Source organism: [Enterobacter] lignolyticus SCF1, assembly GCF_000164865.1.
GTDB classification, from domain to species: Bacteria; Pseudomonadota; Gammaproteobacteria; order Enterobacterales; family Enterobacteriaceae; genus Enterobacter_B; species Enterobacter_B lignolyticus.
The window spans coordinates 795,465-811,582 of sequence record NC_014618.1 but is presented as its reverse complement, the minus strand read 5'-3'; the positions used below and the strand labels follow the sequence as shown (position 1 = coordinate 811,582).

The following is a 16,118-nucleotide window of genomic DNA, read 5'->3' as shown; positions in this document are numbered from 1 at the left end:
AGCACCGGATAAAACGGCGCAACGTTCCCGAGATGGTTACGCTAATTCCCCGGCAGATGGGAGACTCGTCTGTACCAGCCCGGTATCTCGCTGGCGGGTATGGGTCTGGAATAATAATATCCCTGAATCACCGGACAGCCGAGCTCCCGGAGAAGCTGAAATTGTTCACTGGTTTCCACACCTTCCGCAATCACGTTCAGGCTGAAGCTTTGTCCAATACCGATAATCGCTTCGAGCAGGGAGCGCTGCCTGTTATCCTCCGGATATCCGCTAACAAAACTCTTGTCTATTTTAATTTCCGTGACAGGAAATCTCGCCAGACGGGAAAGTCCGGAAAATCCGGTGCCAAAATCATCAATTGACAGCCCCAGCCCCGCATTGCGTAAAATCTGAATGCGCCGGAGCACCTCTTCGTCATCTGTCAGCATCATGCTCTCGGTAATTTCCAGCATCAGCTGTTCGCCCGGTATGCCAAACTCCTTCATGACGCTCAGCACCTGGTCCGGAAACCGGCGGTTTTGAAAGTGTCTTGCCGACAGGTTGACGGAAATCACCGGAATATCGATCCTGAGCGCCCGCCATTCCGCCAGCTGTCGGCAGGCTTCGCGTATTACCCAGAGGCCAATCTCTTCATATTCGCCGGTTTCTTCAGCCAGCGGAATAAACCGCGATGGCGGGACTTCGCCGTGCTCCGGGTCGTTCCAGCGGATCAGGGCTTCACAACCATACAGTGCGCCGGTATTGGCATAAATTTGCGGCTGATATACCAGCCGCAGATGACTATCTGATACGGCACGTTTCAGAGCCGCTCCCAGCAGCAAACGTTCATTCACCGCCTTACTTAGCTCCGGGCTGAAAAACTCGCGGTTATTCCCGCCGGTTTTGCGGACGAGCTCCATCGCGCGATGCGCCGTTGAAAGTAACCAGTCCTGGCTCCTGCCCGCTTCATGGCTGATACCGATGCTTAGCGTCAGAAAGAAGGACAGACCGTCTATCTGAAACGACGCGCTGATGAGATGTTCCAGCGCTTCCGAAACCCGGGTCATATTGCTGAGGTCGCTTTCCTGGTCGATAAGAACAAACTCAGCCCCTTCGGTCCTGCAGAGGTACTGGCCGGGTCTTAAAATACCGCTCAGGCGGTTGGCGACCGTCACCAGAACCTGATCGGCAACCGCATAGCCGTGGCTGTCAATCACATCCTGAAAATGGTCAATCGACATCAAAAAGATAACCGGTGCAGCGCCTTCCCCGTTGAGAATAAGCTGATCCAGGAAATGGTGCATATGATTACGATTTGGCAGCCCCGTCAGTCGGTCAAATTTAATCAGGCTGTCAATTTGTTGACGGCTGTGCTCCTGGGCAAGAAGCAGAGTAGCCATATACTGGCTGATAGAAATCATGCGTTCGGTAAGCACCGCGCCCCCGAGCCCGGCCGGCGTATGCACCGTCAGTACGGCGCCAGGCTGCTTGTCTGGTAGCGGGATGGTTACCGTATGCTTCGTCCCCGGCAGAGGCGGCGCCTCCCCCGCGATAAACACCCTGTGCGGAGACATCAGCTCAAACGCGACCTGAGAACCGCCAATAACGCTGACGATGCTCTGACAGAGAATGTCACACAGTTCGTCAAACGGGTGATAGTTGCAGATAGCAGAGAGCAGAGTACTTTCAAAATCGCGGATTTTTCGCTCTTCCGTAACATCGTAAAAGGTCACGACCAGATTCTGAACCTGATTATCCTTATCAAAAATGGGGTTGAGCGACGCGTTGAGCCAGACCGCTTCGCCTGAGCCATCAACAGCCTGGAACTCCTCTCTGGATCTGACGTTGTTGTGCAGCAATTTCTGTAATTTTTGCTGCTCGCGGGTCCAGGATGCGGGGATCGTCAAGGCTTCGTCCAGACGTTTCCCCATGACGTCGTGCCCGCTGAGTCCCGACAGCCCCGCAAATGCACGATTGAACTGCACGATGTGGAACTCGGGATCCATCACCACGACCGGTTTGGTGAGATGATCGACCGCCAGCAGCAGCAGGCGCGACTGCTCGCGCTGAATGACCTCCTGGCTGGCATCACGAACCAGCGCGAGATAGCCCGTTTTTCCCGATGCGCTGAACCGGGACAGGGCAAAGCGGGTCCAGAGGCCGCTACCGTCTTTGCGCTCCAGCAGGAGCTCCCGGCTCATCCCCTCTACCCGCGACTGACCGCCTTCCCGGTTATGCTGAATATACTGCGGATGGGCAGTACGTAAAGACGACGGGACAAGCACCGACACGTTCTGACCGAGGACCTCATCGCGGCGGTAACCCCAGAGCTCTTCCGCTGCGCTGTTGAAAAAAATAATCTTGTCCAGCTCATCAATGAGGATGACCCCCAGAATATTCTGTTCAAGCGCAGAAAGGAGCGTATCGTTGTGATGGACCTCTGCCGCCGCGCGGATCTTTTTAGTCGGCATGGCGCGATATCCCGGATTGTTTCAGCATCGATCCATCCTCCCGCTATTTATCTGCCCTGTTGCCAGACGGGTACGCAAAGACGCAGAAATCTGCTACGAACAGTATGGCATTAGTTCTTTGATAACACCTCACGACACGACCGGGCCCGCTGTCGGCTTATGCGGTCGGTTTCCACAGTTCGACGCAGTTTCGCCCACGCTTTTTGGCAATGTAGAGCGCTTCATCGGCATTTCGAATCAGATGCTCATAGTCTGGATGTCCGGAGAACATGGCCGCCCCAATGGAAAGGGAAAGCGGGATGGCGTCACCCGTCGGGGATTGCATTTTGATTTTCTCAACGCGCCGGCGTATACGCTCAGCAAGCTGGAGCGTTTCGCTCCCTGAGGCTTCCGTCAACATGACAATAAACTCATCGCCGCCATAGCGGAAAACGTAGTCGCTGCTTCTGACGTTATCGTAAAATACCTGAGAGATTCTGCGCAGGACGTCATCACCGGTATGGTGCCCCCATGTGTCATTGATGCCTTTGAATTTATCAACATCAATCACCAGTATCGACAGAGGGGTGCCGGTACGGCTGGCATAGGCCACTTCCCGTTTAAAAATCGGCGGCAGGAACCGGCGGTTAAGGAGCTTCGTCAGGACATCGATCCCAACCTCCTGGCGGGCGACCTCTTCAAACAGCTCGCGTAATAACGTCATTATTTGCGAAACGGTATTTCTTACCTTAAGCAAAAAATTGCCACGCTGCTTTTTGTCGCTGAATGCTTTCGCTGTGTCGCGGGTATGGCTGAAAAAACCGTCAAGTTCCTGAATTAACCTGGAAATGAGGCCAACTTCGGCAAAACCACTGAAATAATGGCGGCCTTTATGGTTAAACCAGAGGCCAAAGTCAGACTGGTTCAACGGCAAGCTGCGTTCAGGTCCGACATCCAGCATAACCTTATAAACAACCTCCCTCTCCCACGTTAAAAGGGCTGCCGTCTGACGCTCTTTTTCCTCTTCCGCATTTTCCAGCAATGAGAATATGCGGTAATTTTCATCTTCCTTTGTGGTACTGCTTTCGCTGAAGGAAAAAGCCCGGGACATGACCTCCATGGACAGATCGATACTGTTCATAACGTAATGATAGACCTGCAGTTTATCCGAAGGGTCACATTCACTGTCTATGATCACCTGGCTAAACAGCTTTTTAAGTACCCGAAAGCCCATTTCAACCAGCTCAACCGGAATCCCAATACGTGCATGTACATTTGCAACGGTCTGCTGTAGCGCAACCAACCGGTTAACGTCTTCGGTTTTGCCAGAGAGTACGTCGGTTATCCACCGTGCCAGAGCCGCTTTTAACTGGCGCTCGACCTGCTCGTTGCTCAGGAACTCTTCGGCGTGAGGATCGGTAAGTACCGTGTTGTAAAACTCGATACTGAGATTGTGGGCATGAAGTCTTGATATTTCTGAAGCCAGGGAGCGGATCCGGGGAGCGGTATTTTCAACTAAATTAGTCCACTCATCTGTCATATTACTGAGATACATTTCCATCGAGTACACTCCTGGTCGGATGATGGAGCAACCTGTGAATGAAAGTCAGTTATTGCAGGCGAATTTACCACCTCTCAATTATATCTGATTTTTGTAACAACTCCCCTGACGGTACCGTTCGCTTTCAGGGGCCTTCGTGAAGAGGGCCCTGAAGAGGCCGCCGCGATCCCGTTACTGACTGAAAGCTCACTCAGCCAGACCTGCATAATGCGCTTGCCAACCAGACATGTACATACCGTTACACAGCAACACTCATCATCGACGCAGCGTCTGGTATATAGTGTCGATAAACACATCAACCCGTTTGCTGTGAAGATAAAAAAAACAATTTTTAAACGAATTCAGATCATATGTTTTTACTTTTATAATGAAACTTAAAAATACTCTTTGCATTCATCTGATGATGGCTGTTCTGGCTGTTTTGTTCCTTTGTATACCTCCGCTGGTAGCTAGCCTTACGCCCGCGCTAAAATTCCAGCCGCTGATTAAAACAATGGAAGGTACGCCGAAAGAACAGAAGGAAAAAATAGCCACGATTTCCCATGCCCTGCAGGGAAATGCGATTTTTTTCATCGGCGCGTCGGAAGTCGCTACGTCCGAAAATGAACATTACGCTGTGTATAATTACTTTAACAATCAGCTACATCGGCCGGTGGTGGCCTATGGTGATAGCTTTGTTGATGACAGCACGCAGTTTTTACTGTTCTCACGCTTTAAAAATGATCTTAACGCAAATAGCAAGGTGGTTTTGCTGCTTGCGCCCGATAGCTTTTATTCCAACGGTGTCCCACCGGCCATCTTTGCCGACAATTTCCCGGCATCCGTGTTTAACCCCCTGATGAAGGATGCGCAGGCTCGCCCTCTGCTGGTCAACTACCTGCACCATATTAATCCCGATGACATCAGCCATTTATCCTTCGGCGAAATGGCCGTCTACGGCTGGCATCTGGAAAATATCTGGCAAGAAGTAAGTTTTCAATTTGCTAATTTCTGCACGATGATTAAAGACGGCTGGCTGGCAATGCTGCATATTGTCCCTCAGCCTGCGCAACCCTGGCCCCCTCAGCCAGCCGCCAGCCCAAGCCCCGACTGGGGGCAGGAACTGGCTCACGCCCGCGAGTTGAACAAGTCTCGCCAGCAAAGCGCCGCAACGCTGTGGATGGATAAGTCCGTTTATGAAGACGGAGATACGCCGGAAGTGTGGGACGACACCCCGATCGTTCCGCTGCAAATTCGCGTCTTTAAGCAGACAATCCAGCTGCTGAAAGCGCATCACGTCCAGGTCGTGGCCATTATCGATCCCATTAATCCGTGGGCGCTGAAAAACACAGAGACGTTCCGGCCGGTGGATAACCAAATCAGGTCTATCCTGCAGGAAAATCAGGTGCCTTATCTTGATATGTATGCGCAGCCTTATCAGAACGGCTGGAACTGGGATCGCCTGCACCCGACGGAGCTGGCATGGGTTCCCATGGACCGTTTTATCGCTGAGAGTTTTAAATGATGAAATACGCTATTCGCCTTTTTTTCCTTTACCTCTTTCTGGCGGTCACCATCATCGCCTGGTCATCCGTTGATGAAAGCATGAATTTAAAAGTGCATTTTGAATATCAAAAGTTTTGAAGGATAAATAATGTATAGCTCCGGAACATTTTTTTTCTTTCTGTTTTCATCAGCATTGCTGTTTGCGCTGATTAATCGCGTATTACGCTATCAGTTGACCTATCTGTTTGCCTTCAGCGTGCTGACCGCGGCAGCCTGGGGATATCTCTTTCAGGACGATTTTATTGTCCCGGTGGCGGTTTTCTTTAGCTTTTATATTATCGTCACATTAAAAGACAGAGGATGGTTAAAAACCTGGCAGGCGGTCAGCCTGACCCTGCTCCCGCTGCTGCTGGTGAAACTGCACCTCAACAACCACTGGGGCATGATTGGGTTATCCTTTATGACCTTCCGGGCCATTGACGTACTGCTGTATCGCACCAAAAAAGATGGTCAGAATTTCCTGCATTACTTCTGCTACCTTTTTATGCCGTTTATTATCCTGGCTGGCCCAATGTACCGCTGGCGGACATGGATTAACGACATTAATAAGCCGGTCTTTCGCATCACCCGCGAGCAGTTTCTGCTGGCCATGGAGCAAATTTTTACCGGCATTATCCAAAAGTTCTTATTAGCCATGCTAATTGATAACCTGATTATCCAGTCATGGGCCCATCGTCCGTTTACGTTAAGCGTGGGTATCGTCATGTCGCTGGCCTACAGTGCTTATCTCTATTTTGACTTCGCCGGTTACAGCAATATGGCGATTGGTGCGGGCCGTTTATTTGGTCTGACTATCCCGGCGAACTTCAACATGCCTTTTCTGGCTAAAAACCCGCAGGATTTCTGGCGACGCTTTCACATCAGCTTGTCTGAATGGCTGAGGGATGTGGTTTTTATGCCGATTTACATGAACCTGATGAAGCTGAATTTTTTCCGTCAGAACAAAACGCTGGCGCAAAACATCGGCATCTTCTGCACCCTGTTTTGCATGGGAGCATGGAACGGGCTTGAGCGACACTACGTCATCAGCGGAGCGCTATTTGGCGCCATTTCCGTTGCTCACAACATGCTGCAATGGTCAGCCAAACGCAGCCCCGTACTGAACGTCTGGCTGCACTATCCGACGATTGCTTTTTTGGGACGAATTCTGACGCTGGCAAGCGCAGCAGCCTCTCTTTACATCTTTAGCGGAATGTCTCCTCTATGAATACTCATCCCGATCTTCTGAAACTACAGGATTTCCTGCGTGGGGCTTTACTCGAGCCCGCAAACCCGCATCAGCCGGCGGTGAGCGGTAGCGATACCAGCCTCACCTGGCAGCAGCTGTCCGCCGCTGTTACCTACTGGGCGCAGCGCTACCAGCACTGCCGCCAGCCTGCGGGGATTCCGGTTGTGCTATACGGCCATCAGCAGGCCGAGTTTGCCGTGGCGATTTATAGCTGCCTGCTGCACAACATTCCCTATATCCCGGTGGACTGTATCTATCCTCAGGAGCGGCTCAAAGAGATCTGCCAGCTGGCAAATGCGCCTTATTACTACAACGTGGCGACGAAACAGTTCATCGCGACAGGCGAGACGGGCCAGGTGCTGGCTGAAAAGGACCTTGCCTATATCATGTTCACCTCCGGGAGTACCGGAAAGCCTAAAGGCGTACAGATTGGGCGTGAAAGCCTGTGGCACTTTATGCAGTGGGTGCGCCAGGACTTTTCGCTGCCTGCCCTTCCCGTGCTGATGAACCATGCGGTCTTCAGCTTCGATCTCTCGCTGATCCCGCTGCTGGCAAATCTGGCGATGGGGGGGCATATCGTTCTCAATGCAAAAGAGGACATCGCCGACGCAAACTGGCTGGAGCGGTTGAAAAACCATGGCGTTTCCGTCTGGGTTTCAACCCCCTCGTTTGCCTACCAGAGGCTGCTGTCTCCCCAGTTCAATAGCGAATATTTACCCGAGCTCGCCGTCTTTGTGTTTATTGGCGAAGTGCTGAATAAAGCGCTGGTCAAACAATTACGCCGACGCTTTCCTCAGGCTAAAATCCTCAACTCTTACGGCCCGACGGAAGCGACTATCGCGACCACCGTCGTTGAGATTACCGACAGCATCCTGAACAGCGAAAACGACCTGTTGCCCATCGGCACCATGATGCCGGATTCCCGGATGGAAATTACGTCTGAAGGTGAGCTGATTATCTGGGGAAAAAACGTGATGCGCGGCTATCTCGGGTTGCCGCAGGAGAACGCGGCGAAATTACTCCGTCGGGAAAGTGAAGAATACCGGGGCTATAAAACCGGTGATTTGGGCTATCTGGACGAACTTCTTTACTGCCAGGGGCGTAATGACAGCCAGATCAAGCTCAACGGCTACCGCATTGAAATCAACGAGATTGAAAACCGCCTGCTGGATATGTCCGGCATCAGCGAAGCCGTTGTCCTGCCGCTGATGAAGCCGGGAGGCGGCGTTTTGCGTATTGCGGCTTTCTGCGTAACAGGCCTGGCCCCTGAGGTGATTAAAACCTCTCTCTCGAAGGTGATTCCCTCCTATATGGTGCCTTCGCAAATCATCACTAAAGACGCTTTGCCGCTGAACTCTAACGGCAAGATTGACCGAAAACTGCTGGATACTCAGGCTCGTACGCACTAATCACCCAGGAAAAAATGATGGAACAAGAAATACTCGCCCTTTTTGAAAGGGTTTTATCCCGTAAAGTCGGCTTTCACGATGAGCTGATTGAATCCGATATCCTTGACTCTATTCTGGCCGTCGATCTGGTGCTGGAAGTCCAGGATGTCTACGGCTGCATGATCCCGCCAACGGAGGTCGCCAACGTCCTGAAGACCCCCGCGGATCTGGTTCGCTATATTGAAGAGAACCGCGGTTAAGCCCGGCATTATCGCCGCCAGATTGTCTGGCGGCAGCCACGATCACCAGCCGCACACGTTAGTATCCTCATCCGTATCGTAGCCGCGCACGATATTCACCAGCGTCTTCACCGCGTCCGCAGCGGTCGTCGGCTCTTCCAGCATCGCCCGCGCGGCAAACTCTTTATCGACGGAAACGCCGTTGTTGTTGTTGCTGACCGTAAGCGTCAGGCCTTTATCCGCATCGCGGTCAGCGGGTAATTGGGCAATCAGCGCCGCCACCGCCTTAACGGCAACCTCCGGTACGTACAGAGCCATCGGTCTGAGGTAGACCTGCTCCTGTTTATCACGCGTTGTATTATCGGTAATTGTTAAGGTATACCCGGCGTTTTCACTTTCCATCTCACCACCTCAGCCTTCAATCAAAATGTTAGGATCAACGTAGAAATCGACGTTAAATACCGTATCGTCGGACAATGCCTCAATGCGATGCCATTTCTCCGGCGGGAATACGCCAAATTGCCCGGCCTCAATGGTCAGCGTTTCAACCGGCTCAGGGCTGGTTTCGTCGGCATAGCCTGAATAACGAATCGCTCCCTGCATGACCGACAGACGAGGGTAAACGCCCTGCCGCGTCCCGGCATCAAGGTGGCGTTTCCAGATGGACGCTGGCGCCGTCTCTTTGGTCCACATTGGCGTGCTGCGGGTCTGAACATAATGCGTGGGGATGATAATACGCTGCATACTTCGGCCTCATACAATAGCTATATGTTGCAGATAATATACCTGTTTATATATCAGGAACATTCCCTTCATAGCGCCAGGGTCTTTAGCCGCGTATCTTAAAATAATAATGAATCGCCAAAGGCGGTGATTTACTTGATAATTTTTCCGCGCCTCAGCAAATAACCCCTGCCGGTACTCATCAGGGGTTATAGAAAGGCACTTAGCGAAAGCGTATAATCCTGAGAAATATACCTTTATTGCCACTAACGCGTATTTATTGCGCCATCATTATGGCCACGCATAATAAATATGCTCCGCGTGCTCCCGCGCGGCGGCGTCATCGCCCTCCAGCCGTGCGGCAACGGTCAGCGCAAAATCAAATACCCGTCCCAGCCCTTTGCCGCTGAGCAGATTACCGTCCTCGACCACCGGCGCATCGACATACACGCCGTCGGTAACCTGCTGCCACAGGTCGCCGGAGCAGACGTAGCGGCGGCCTTTCAGCAGCCCGTTGCCGCCCAGCACGCGCGCCGCGGCGGAACAGAGCGGACAGATCCACTTTCCGGCCTCGTCGTGACGGCGCACAAAGGCGATCGCGCTGGCGCTTTGCGCCAGATACCGGCTGCCCTCCGGGCCACCGGGCAGCACCACCGCATCGTAGGTGGCGTCAGCGCGTTCGCTCAGCGTGCTGTCCGCCGCCATCGTGATGGCGTGATAGCTGGTGACCGCCCGCGACTCCACGCAGGACAAGGTTTCCACCTGAATATTCAGCCGACGCAGAATATCAATAGTGACGATGGCTTCCCCTTCTTCGAAGCCAGGCGCCAGCAGTACGGCTACCGTTTTCATCATGGGCTCCTTACCAGTAGAGGTTCCACACCTGGCGCAGGCGCGCCAGCGCTTCCAGGTAGAAATAATCCCCCCAGCTACAGCACTCATCCACCCCTTTACCGCTCGCCATGTGGTACACCGAGTGCTTTAGCAGCCCCTCGCACGGCTCATCGTCGGCGGACAGATAGTTCTCGGTCAGCGATTTCACTATCCGCAGCGCCATCTCTTCATAGTGCGCGCGATGGCTGTCCAGCGCCGGAAGCGCTTTTACCATCTCAAGCAGGCCGCAGGCCGCAATCGCCGCCGCCGAGCTGTCGCGTACGGCATCCGTACCGAGCAGCGCCAGATCCCAGTGGCAAACGTCGTCCTCCGGCAGACGGTTAATAAAGTAGTGCGCCAGGCTGCGGGACAGCTCGACCAGGCTTTTATCGCCGGTATGCAGGTAGCTCAGCATAAAGCCGTAAATACCCCACGCCTGCCCGCGCGACCAGCAGGAACTGTCGCTATACCCCTGATGCGTATTGCCAAAACGCGGCTCGCCGGTCGTCACGTCCATGTAATAGGTGTGATACGTCGAGGCATCCGGGCGCACAATGTAGGCAGCCGCCTGCCGCACGTGGGCGGTCGCCGCATCGGCATAGCGCGCATCGCCGGTCTGCTCGCTGGCCCAGTAGAGCAGCGGCAGGTTCATGTTGCAGTCGATGATCATCCGCCCCTGCTGTTCAGGATCGTTGAGATCGCCCCACGCCTGGATTATCTTCGCCGTCGGGTTGTAGCGCTCCATCAGCGCATCCGCCGCCAGCAGCGCGCTGCGTTTGGCCTCCTCATTACCGGTCAGCCGCCAGGCGCTGACGCAGGAGAGCGTGTAGAGAAACCCCAGGTCATGGGTGGCGGTATCGATCCGCTGCTCGATACGATTCGCGAACGACGGCAGATAGCGCTCTGCCGCTTCGGCGTAGCGCGCCTCGCCGGTCATCTCCCAGGCCAGCCACAGCTGGCCCGGCCAGAAGCTGGTGGTCCACTCTACGTTGTCGGTGCGCGGCCAGACGCCGTTTTCGCAGGCCTCTCCCGGGAAGCGGTCGCCGAAGGCGACAATGTTCTTATCAAGCCTGCGCATCACGCGCTCAAGCGCGGCATCGAGGCTCTGGCGCAGCGCCAGGCGGTCAATGGCATGCAGCTCAACGGGGCGCAGCGGCTCGGTAACGACAGAACGGGTCATAACATCTCCTCAGTTAATGTTTCGCCGGCTCGGCGTCCAGCGCCGGCGTATAGTCATGGGCGCCGTCGCGTTCAGTTTTGCAGCGCGACAGCGTGAATGCGGAAACCAGGGTGAAGAACAGCGCGCAGCCGCCCATCATCAGGTAGGTGTGTTCGAAGCCGATTTTGTCGTACAGATACCCGGCCGGCGGCGCGACCACCACCGAGCCGACGTAGATCATCGCCTGGTAGCCCAGCAGGTACATGGTGGCGTTGATTTTCTTGTGGAAATGCTCGGCGATGTATTTGAAAACCGAAATCAGCAGCAGCGAAATCTCCAGGCCATACAGCGGCTTGATGATGGAGATCATCACCGGATCGGTGGTCAGCCCGGAGGCGATAAGCCGCAGCCCGACGACCACGCCGCAGAACAACAGCCCCTTCTTCGCGCCGTAGCGGTTCACCAGCAGCGGGATGACCATCATCATCAGGAACTCGGTGCCGGACTGAACGGTGCTCAGGTAGCCGTACCAGGCGTTGCCCTGCGCTTTGGTGTCAAAAAACGAGACGAAATAGCGCGGGAACTGCTGCTCGGCGATAAACATCATCCACGCCACCCCGGCTACATACAGGCTGAACATCCAGAATTTGCGGTTTTTCAGCAGCATAACGACGTCGCCAAACACGATTTTGTTATCGGAAATGACGTTGTTATTGCGCAGCTGCTCATCGCCTATCTTCAGGCTAACCAGCACCAGCAGCATCAGGACGGAGGTACTGCTGCTGACGAGAAAGTTGGCCAGCGGCGTGAAGTTAAACAACACACCGGAAACCGATGCCGCCAGCGCCCAGCCAAGCGAACCCCACATGCGAATACGGCCAAACTCCAGGCCATACAGGCGGCTAAAACGGTCGGCATAAGATTCAGAAGCCGCCACCCCGGCGTACCAGCCGAGGCTTAAGTACAGCGCGCCGACCACAATCCCGACCATGGTATGGCTCAACAGCAGGGGCTGGTAGACGACGACAAAGAACGGCGCCATCAGTGCCGACACGGCGCAGACGAAGTAGAGCAGCCATTTGCTCATGCCTATCTTGTCCATGATATAGCCGTACACCGGTTTGAGGATCACGGCGAACACGCCGTTAATCGCAAACACGCTGCCGATGGTAATGCTGTCCAGCCCTACCTTCTGGCTGAGCCACAGGGCGTATAGCCCGAAGCTCGAGGACCAGGTAAAAAAGTAGAGAAAAATAAAGCTGCTCATTTTGACTTGCGCGCTGCGCATGGTGGATACGGTCGTCATGATGTTCTCCTGGGCTTCACGGCAGAGCTGCAAGGGTCAGCAGCGTATTATGGGAGGCAGACGTCAGGCGGATTTCATCCCCGGAAATAGCGACATCCGGTCTTGTCTGCGGCGCAAAATCCGCGCGGCTACCGGCCCAGACGGCGCTGATGAGCAGATGCTCTCCGGCGGCAAGCGCGCCGCGCAGCACCGGTACCGCCGCCCGGTCGGCAAACAGCAGGTTGCTGTTTGGCGGCGTCAGCACCACCTCGCCGCAGCGCGGCTGCGCGCTCAGGCAGTAAATCGCGCTGGCGTCGGCGTCATTCTGCAGGCGACAGAAGCCCGGTTCGGCCTGCTGCTCCGGCTGCGGGCGGGCGGACAGGCTGAACCCGCCTTCGGCGCAGGCGAGGTCGCGGGCGCTGACGAGGCGATGAATACGCACCTGCCAGTCGCCCAGCGCCACCAGCCAGCTGTCGACCGTCACATCGCGCCACGGCAGCCAGCGGCTGTAGATATGGTTATCCCCGACCACCACCTGCTGACACTCCCGGCGGCCGCGCCAGTAGTTGTCGTGCTCGCACAGCAGCAGCATGGAGTCCGCCGACGCGTGGGCAAGCCCGTAGCGCCCGCGCTCAACGGTGAAGCCAAAGCGCGTGGAGTAGGCGAACTTGCAGTACTTGGCTTCAGTGTTCACAAAGTTGTTCAGCTCGAGCTGGCCCGAGGTCAGCATCCACAGATGATCGTGCTGATGCACCAGTACCTGCGCGGCGTGGGGGATAGCATGGGGCGACGTCTGCGGCGGCAGCGGCAGCTCCTCCGCCCGCCAGAACGCGTCGTCCTCGCCTAACGCCAGCACCAGCACGGTTTTCAGCCCCCAGTATGGGGAACCCGGCGCGTTGTAGTCCTCCGCCATCACCAGGTTTGGATAGCTGTAGCCGACGCTCAGCACACCGTCCCGGTCAAAGGGCTGCTGCTGCATCCACCAGCGCAGGTGTCGCAGCACGATGCCTTTCACCACTCCGGGCGAGTAGACCTCCAGCCCGGCGAACGCCGCCGCGCTCCAGAAGGCGGCCTCGGCGAATCGGTAGGTCAGGCTGCGGCCAAATGGAACGGCGGCGCCGTCGTCGGCGAAGAAATGGATAAAGTCGGCGGCAAACGCCGCGGCGCGCTGGCGCAATTCGGCGCAGCGGTTCGGGTCAACGTCCGCCATCAGCTGTGCGTAGATAAGCCCGTAAAAGTGAAAGCCCATGGAGATGTAGTAATCGCGCGGGCGATCGGGGCCGTCGCTGTACCAGCCTTCGCCCAGCCAGTAGCGCTCCATCGCGGCAAAGTGGCTTTCAAGCGCCTCATGGTTGACCGGCATACCGCAGCGGTGAAAGCCGACCTGCACCAGAATGGGAAAAAAGTGCCAGTTGTTGTCGGGAATCGCGGCGGTTTCACTTTGCTTAAGCCACTGCCAGAGGTGCTGTTTTTCGTCCGCCGAAAAGTGTGCCAGCAGCGGCTGGTGCGCAATCGCCAGCAGCAGGCCGTAGGCCGCCATCTCCACCACGCGCTGATCGCTGTCGCCAATTTGTCCCCAGTAATCGGGATGCGCCGGATTCGTGCCGTCTTTGATAGCCTGGATATACAGCGACAGCCGGGCAGGCTCCTGTCCGCCGGCGAGCAGCGGCGTTACGCCCCACAGTAAACGCGAGAAGGCCTCCATACCGGCAACCGGCTGGCCGTAGTGCGCGGTAAAGTTCGCCAGGTCGACACGACTGGACGCTTTTTTAAAATAAGGGGTTACCGCATTCAGTACTTCATTGACCCATTGGGTCAGGTCGCTTCGCGTTTTTAGTGGGTTGGCAAAGGTAATATTATCAGGTTGCACGATATCCTCCCGTCTGACACGAGATTTAATTAAGTTATTGTTATTAAATAATTCTTATCGCAGTACACACGCTGCGAAAACAAGCGTAGCCGCTTTTCTCTTTGGCGCTAAGTGAGCCGCCTCACAAAAATGAACCCCTATTTCAATTCGACTGGATTTTTTAATCCGCGGGGGTCATAAATTGCAAACCGTAGTCTAAAAACTTAATTCTGTTGTCATGGTGGCGAAATGAACGAAGCGCAGTTGCTGGAGCGAATTACTCTTGAACGTCGAATCATCTCGTTTAATCGGCTTCAGGGCTCAAGCGCTATTTATTACCACTGGCATCAGTGCGTTGAGTTTCTTTATATCTCAAAGGGATATGGCATCGTCGTGATGGATAACCAGCACTACACCGCCCGTCCCGGCAGGCTGTTTATCTTCCCGCCGTTTCGCCTGCATAAGGTGCACGTCAACGACAGCGAGTCCAACCACTACCGCCGCACCACCATGCATATTGAGCAGTCGGTCGTGGGAAGCACGCTGCAACAGTTTCCCCGCTTTCAGACGCAGTTTTCCCGGGTAGCGGCGAGCAACGCGCCAGCGCAGGCCTACGATCTCAGCGAACAGTCGGCGTTTATCGAAGCGATTCTGGAAAGATTCCATGCGCTGACGGCCGCAGGCCAGTATGCGGAGGATGACGTAGCGTTCCTGGTGATGCAGATAATGGCTCTGCTGCCCGCTCAGCCGCTGGAGCTCAAACCGCAGCAGCAAACCGCCTCCGCGCGCATCATGCAGTGGGTGGAAACGCACTACCATGAGAAGTTCTCGCTGGATACGCTGGCCGGGGATATCGGTTTTTCCCGGAGCTATACCTCGCGCATCTTCCGCCAGCAAACCGGCGGCAGCATCCACGAATACCTGCTGACCCGGCGGATCAAGCGCAGCTGCGATTTACTGCGCACCACCAGCCTGAGCATAGACGCCATTGCCGCAGACGTTGGCTTTGCCGAAGTGACCTACTTCATCACCTGTTTTAAAAAAATGATGCAGCAAACGCCGCTGCAGTATCGTAAACAAACGCATCAGCCGCTGAAAATATTGTAACTATTTTAATTTGCCGCAGAAAAAGCTCACCCCGGCATTTACGTTTATTTTTATGAAAAATGACAGCCAATATAACAATCCTGACAAAAATATATATTTCATCAATTAGCAGGCAATTTAATTATAAACACTTCCATAGGAATTATTAAATCATTAGGTTTTACTAAACGTTTAACGCTACCGTCCCTAATATAATAAGGTATCCTGCACCCATTATTATTAATGAAGGTTTCCCGTCGAATAAAACAGCTGAGAAATTAACATCATATTTACCAAAACAAAACTGAATGAAAACAGCGTAACAGGCCTCAGCCCCCTGCAATGCATAACCACTTTGTCCCCCATCGCGCGACCGCACAACAGAGCCTGGAAAGAGGGATTGTATGTTTCTTAATTATTTTGCACTTGGCGTTTTAATCGTGGTGTTCCTCGTCATCTTTTACGGCATCATCATCATCCACGATATTCCCTATGAAATAGCCAAAAAGCGTAACCACCCGCACGCCGACGCTATTCATGTCGCGGGCTGGGTTAGCCTGTTTACCCTGCACGTGCTGTGGCCGTTCCTGTGGATCTGGGCCACGCTGTACCGTCCCGATCGCGGATGGGGTATGCAATCCAACCCACAGTCGCAGCTACAGTATGAAAACCTGCAGCTACGTATTGCCGAACTCGAACGGCAGATAAAAACACAACAACGTTCTGACACTGATAACACTCAAGGTAATTAAT

14 protein-coding genes are annotated in these 16,118 nt (G+C 54.4%); 6 read left to right on the top strand and 8 right to left on the bottom strand.

Features of this window, described 5'->3' with window-relative positions:
* Window positions 1-41: 41 nt before the first annotated feature.
* Together dosP and ENTCL_RS03875 are read right to left on the bottom strand one after the other, a co-directional pair.
* Complete coding sequence (gene dosP / locus ENTCL_RS03880) at window positions 42-2,450, bottom strand: oxygen-sensing cyclic-di-GMP phosphodiesterase DosP (RefSeq protein WP_013364802.1); 2,409 nt, start codon at window positions 2,448-2,450, stop codon at window positions 42-44.
* Between the two features lie 157 nt (window positions 2,451-2,607).
* Entirely contained in the window at window positions 2,608-3,990 is a 1,383-nt protein-coding gene (locus tag ENTCL_RS03875) for a diguanylate cyclase (RefSeq protein WP_013364801.1), read from the bottom strand.
* Window positions 3,991-4,357: 367 nt separating this feature from the next.
* On the opposite strand from ENTCL_RS03875, the gene ENTCL_RS03870 reads away from it, so the two are divergent.
* From ENTCL_RS03870 to ENTCL_RS03855, 4 genes are all read left to right on the top strand, one after another.
* Window positions 4,358-5,494: a D-alanyl-lipoteichoic acid biosynthesis protein DltD gene (locus tag ENTCL_RS03870; RefSeq protein WP_013364800.1), complete on the top strand. Its 1,137-nt coding sequence runs from the start codon at window positions 4,358-4,360 to the stop codon at window positions 5,492-5,494.
* A gap of 129 nt (window positions 5,495-5,623) precedes the next feature.
* Window positions 5,624-6,742 (top strand): MBOAT family O-acyltransferase, encoded by a 1,119-nt coding sequence (locus tag ENTCL_RS03865; protein WP_013364798.1) that lies wholly within the window; start codon window positions 5,624-5,626, stop codon window positions 6,740-6,742.
* Complete coding sequence (locus ENTCL_RS03860; RefSeq protein ID WP_013364797.1) at window positions 6,739-8,172, top strand: AMP-binding protein; 1,434 nt, start codon at window positions 6,739-6,741, stop codon at window positions 8,170-8,172. The genes ENTCL_RS03865 and ENTCL_RS03860 overlap by 4 nt, the downstream gene beginning before the upstream one ends.
* Window positions 8,173-8,189: 17 nt before the next feature.
* Window positions 8,190-8,411, top strand: a complete 222-nt coding sequence (locus ENTCL_RS03855; RefSeq protein WP_013364796.1) for an acyl carrier protein — start codon at window positions 8,190-8,192, stop codon at window positions 8,409-8,411.
* Between the two features lie 42 nt (window positions 8,412-8,453).
* Here ENTCL_RS03855 and ENTCL_RS03850 read toward each other — a convergent pair whose 3' ends face one another.
* The 6 genes from ENTCL_RS03850 to ENTCL_RS03825 all read right to left on the bottom strand — a co-directional run bounded on the left by ENTCL_RS03850 (window position 8,454) and on the right by ENTCL_RS03825 (window position 14,300).
* Entirely contained in the window at window positions 8,454-8,792 is a 339-nt protein-coding gene (locus ENTCL_RS03850; protein ID WP_013364795.1) for a DUF1869 domain-containing protein, read from the bottom strand.
* A gap of 9 nt (window positions 8,793-8,801) precedes the next feature.
* Window positions 8,802-9,134, bottom strand: a complete 333-nt coding sequence (locus ENTCL_RS03845) for a TehB family protein (RefSeq protein ID WP_013364794.1) — start codon at window positions 9,132-9,134, stop codon at window positions 8,802-8,804.
* A gap of 270 nt (window positions 9,135-9,404) precedes the next feature.
* Window positions 9,405-9,965: a DJ-1/PfpI family protein gene (locus ENTCL_RS03840; protein WP_013364793.1), complete on the bottom strand. Its 561-nt coding sequence runs from the start codon at window positions 9,963-9,965 to the stop codon at window positions 9,405-9,407.
* A gap of 10 nt (window positions 9,966-9,975) precedes the next feature.
* Window positions 9,976-11,166 (bottom strand): glycoside hydrolase family 88 protein, encoded by a 1,191-nt coding sequence (locus ENTCL_RS03835; RefSeq protein WP_013364792.1) that lies wholly within the window; start codon window positions 11,164-11,166, stop codon window positions 9,976-9,978.
* 13 nt (window positions 11,167-11,179) lie between these two features.
* Window positions 11,180-12,451 carry an oligosaccharide MFS transporter gene (locus ENTCL_RS03830; RefSeq protein WP_013364791.1) on the bottom strand — a complete coding sequence of 424 codons (1,272 nt, stop codon included), beginning with the start codon at window positions 12,449-12,451 and terminating at the stop codon, window positions 11,180-11,182.
* A 16-nt stretch (window positions 12,452-12,467) separates the two neighbouring features.
* Window positions 12,468-14,300 carry a DUF2264 domain-containing protein gene (locus tag ENTCL_RS03825; RefSeq protein WP_013364790.1) on the bottom strand — a complete coding sequence of 611 codons (1,833 nt, stop codon included), beginning with the start codon at window positions 14,298-14,300 and terminating at the stop codon, window positions 12,468-12,470.
* A 228-nt stretch (window positions 14,301-14,528) separates the two neighbouring features.
* Between ENTCL_RS03825 and ENTCL_RS03820 the strand changes: the two genes are divergently transcribed.
* A complete protein-coding gene (locus ENTCL_RS03820; RefSeq protein ID WP_013364789.1) occupies window positions 14,529-15,386 on the top strand; it encodes an AraC family transcriptional regulator in 858 nt (285 codons plus the stop codon).
* Between the two features lie 383 nt (window positions 15,387-15,769).
* On the top strand, window positions 15,770-16,117 hold the full coding sequence (locus ENTCL_RS03815) for a DUF3302 domain-containing protein (RefSeq protein WP_013364788.1): 348 nt from the start codon (window positions 15,770-15,772) through the stop codon (window positions 16,115-16,117).
* The last annotated feature ends 1 nt before the right edge of the window (window position 16,118 follow it).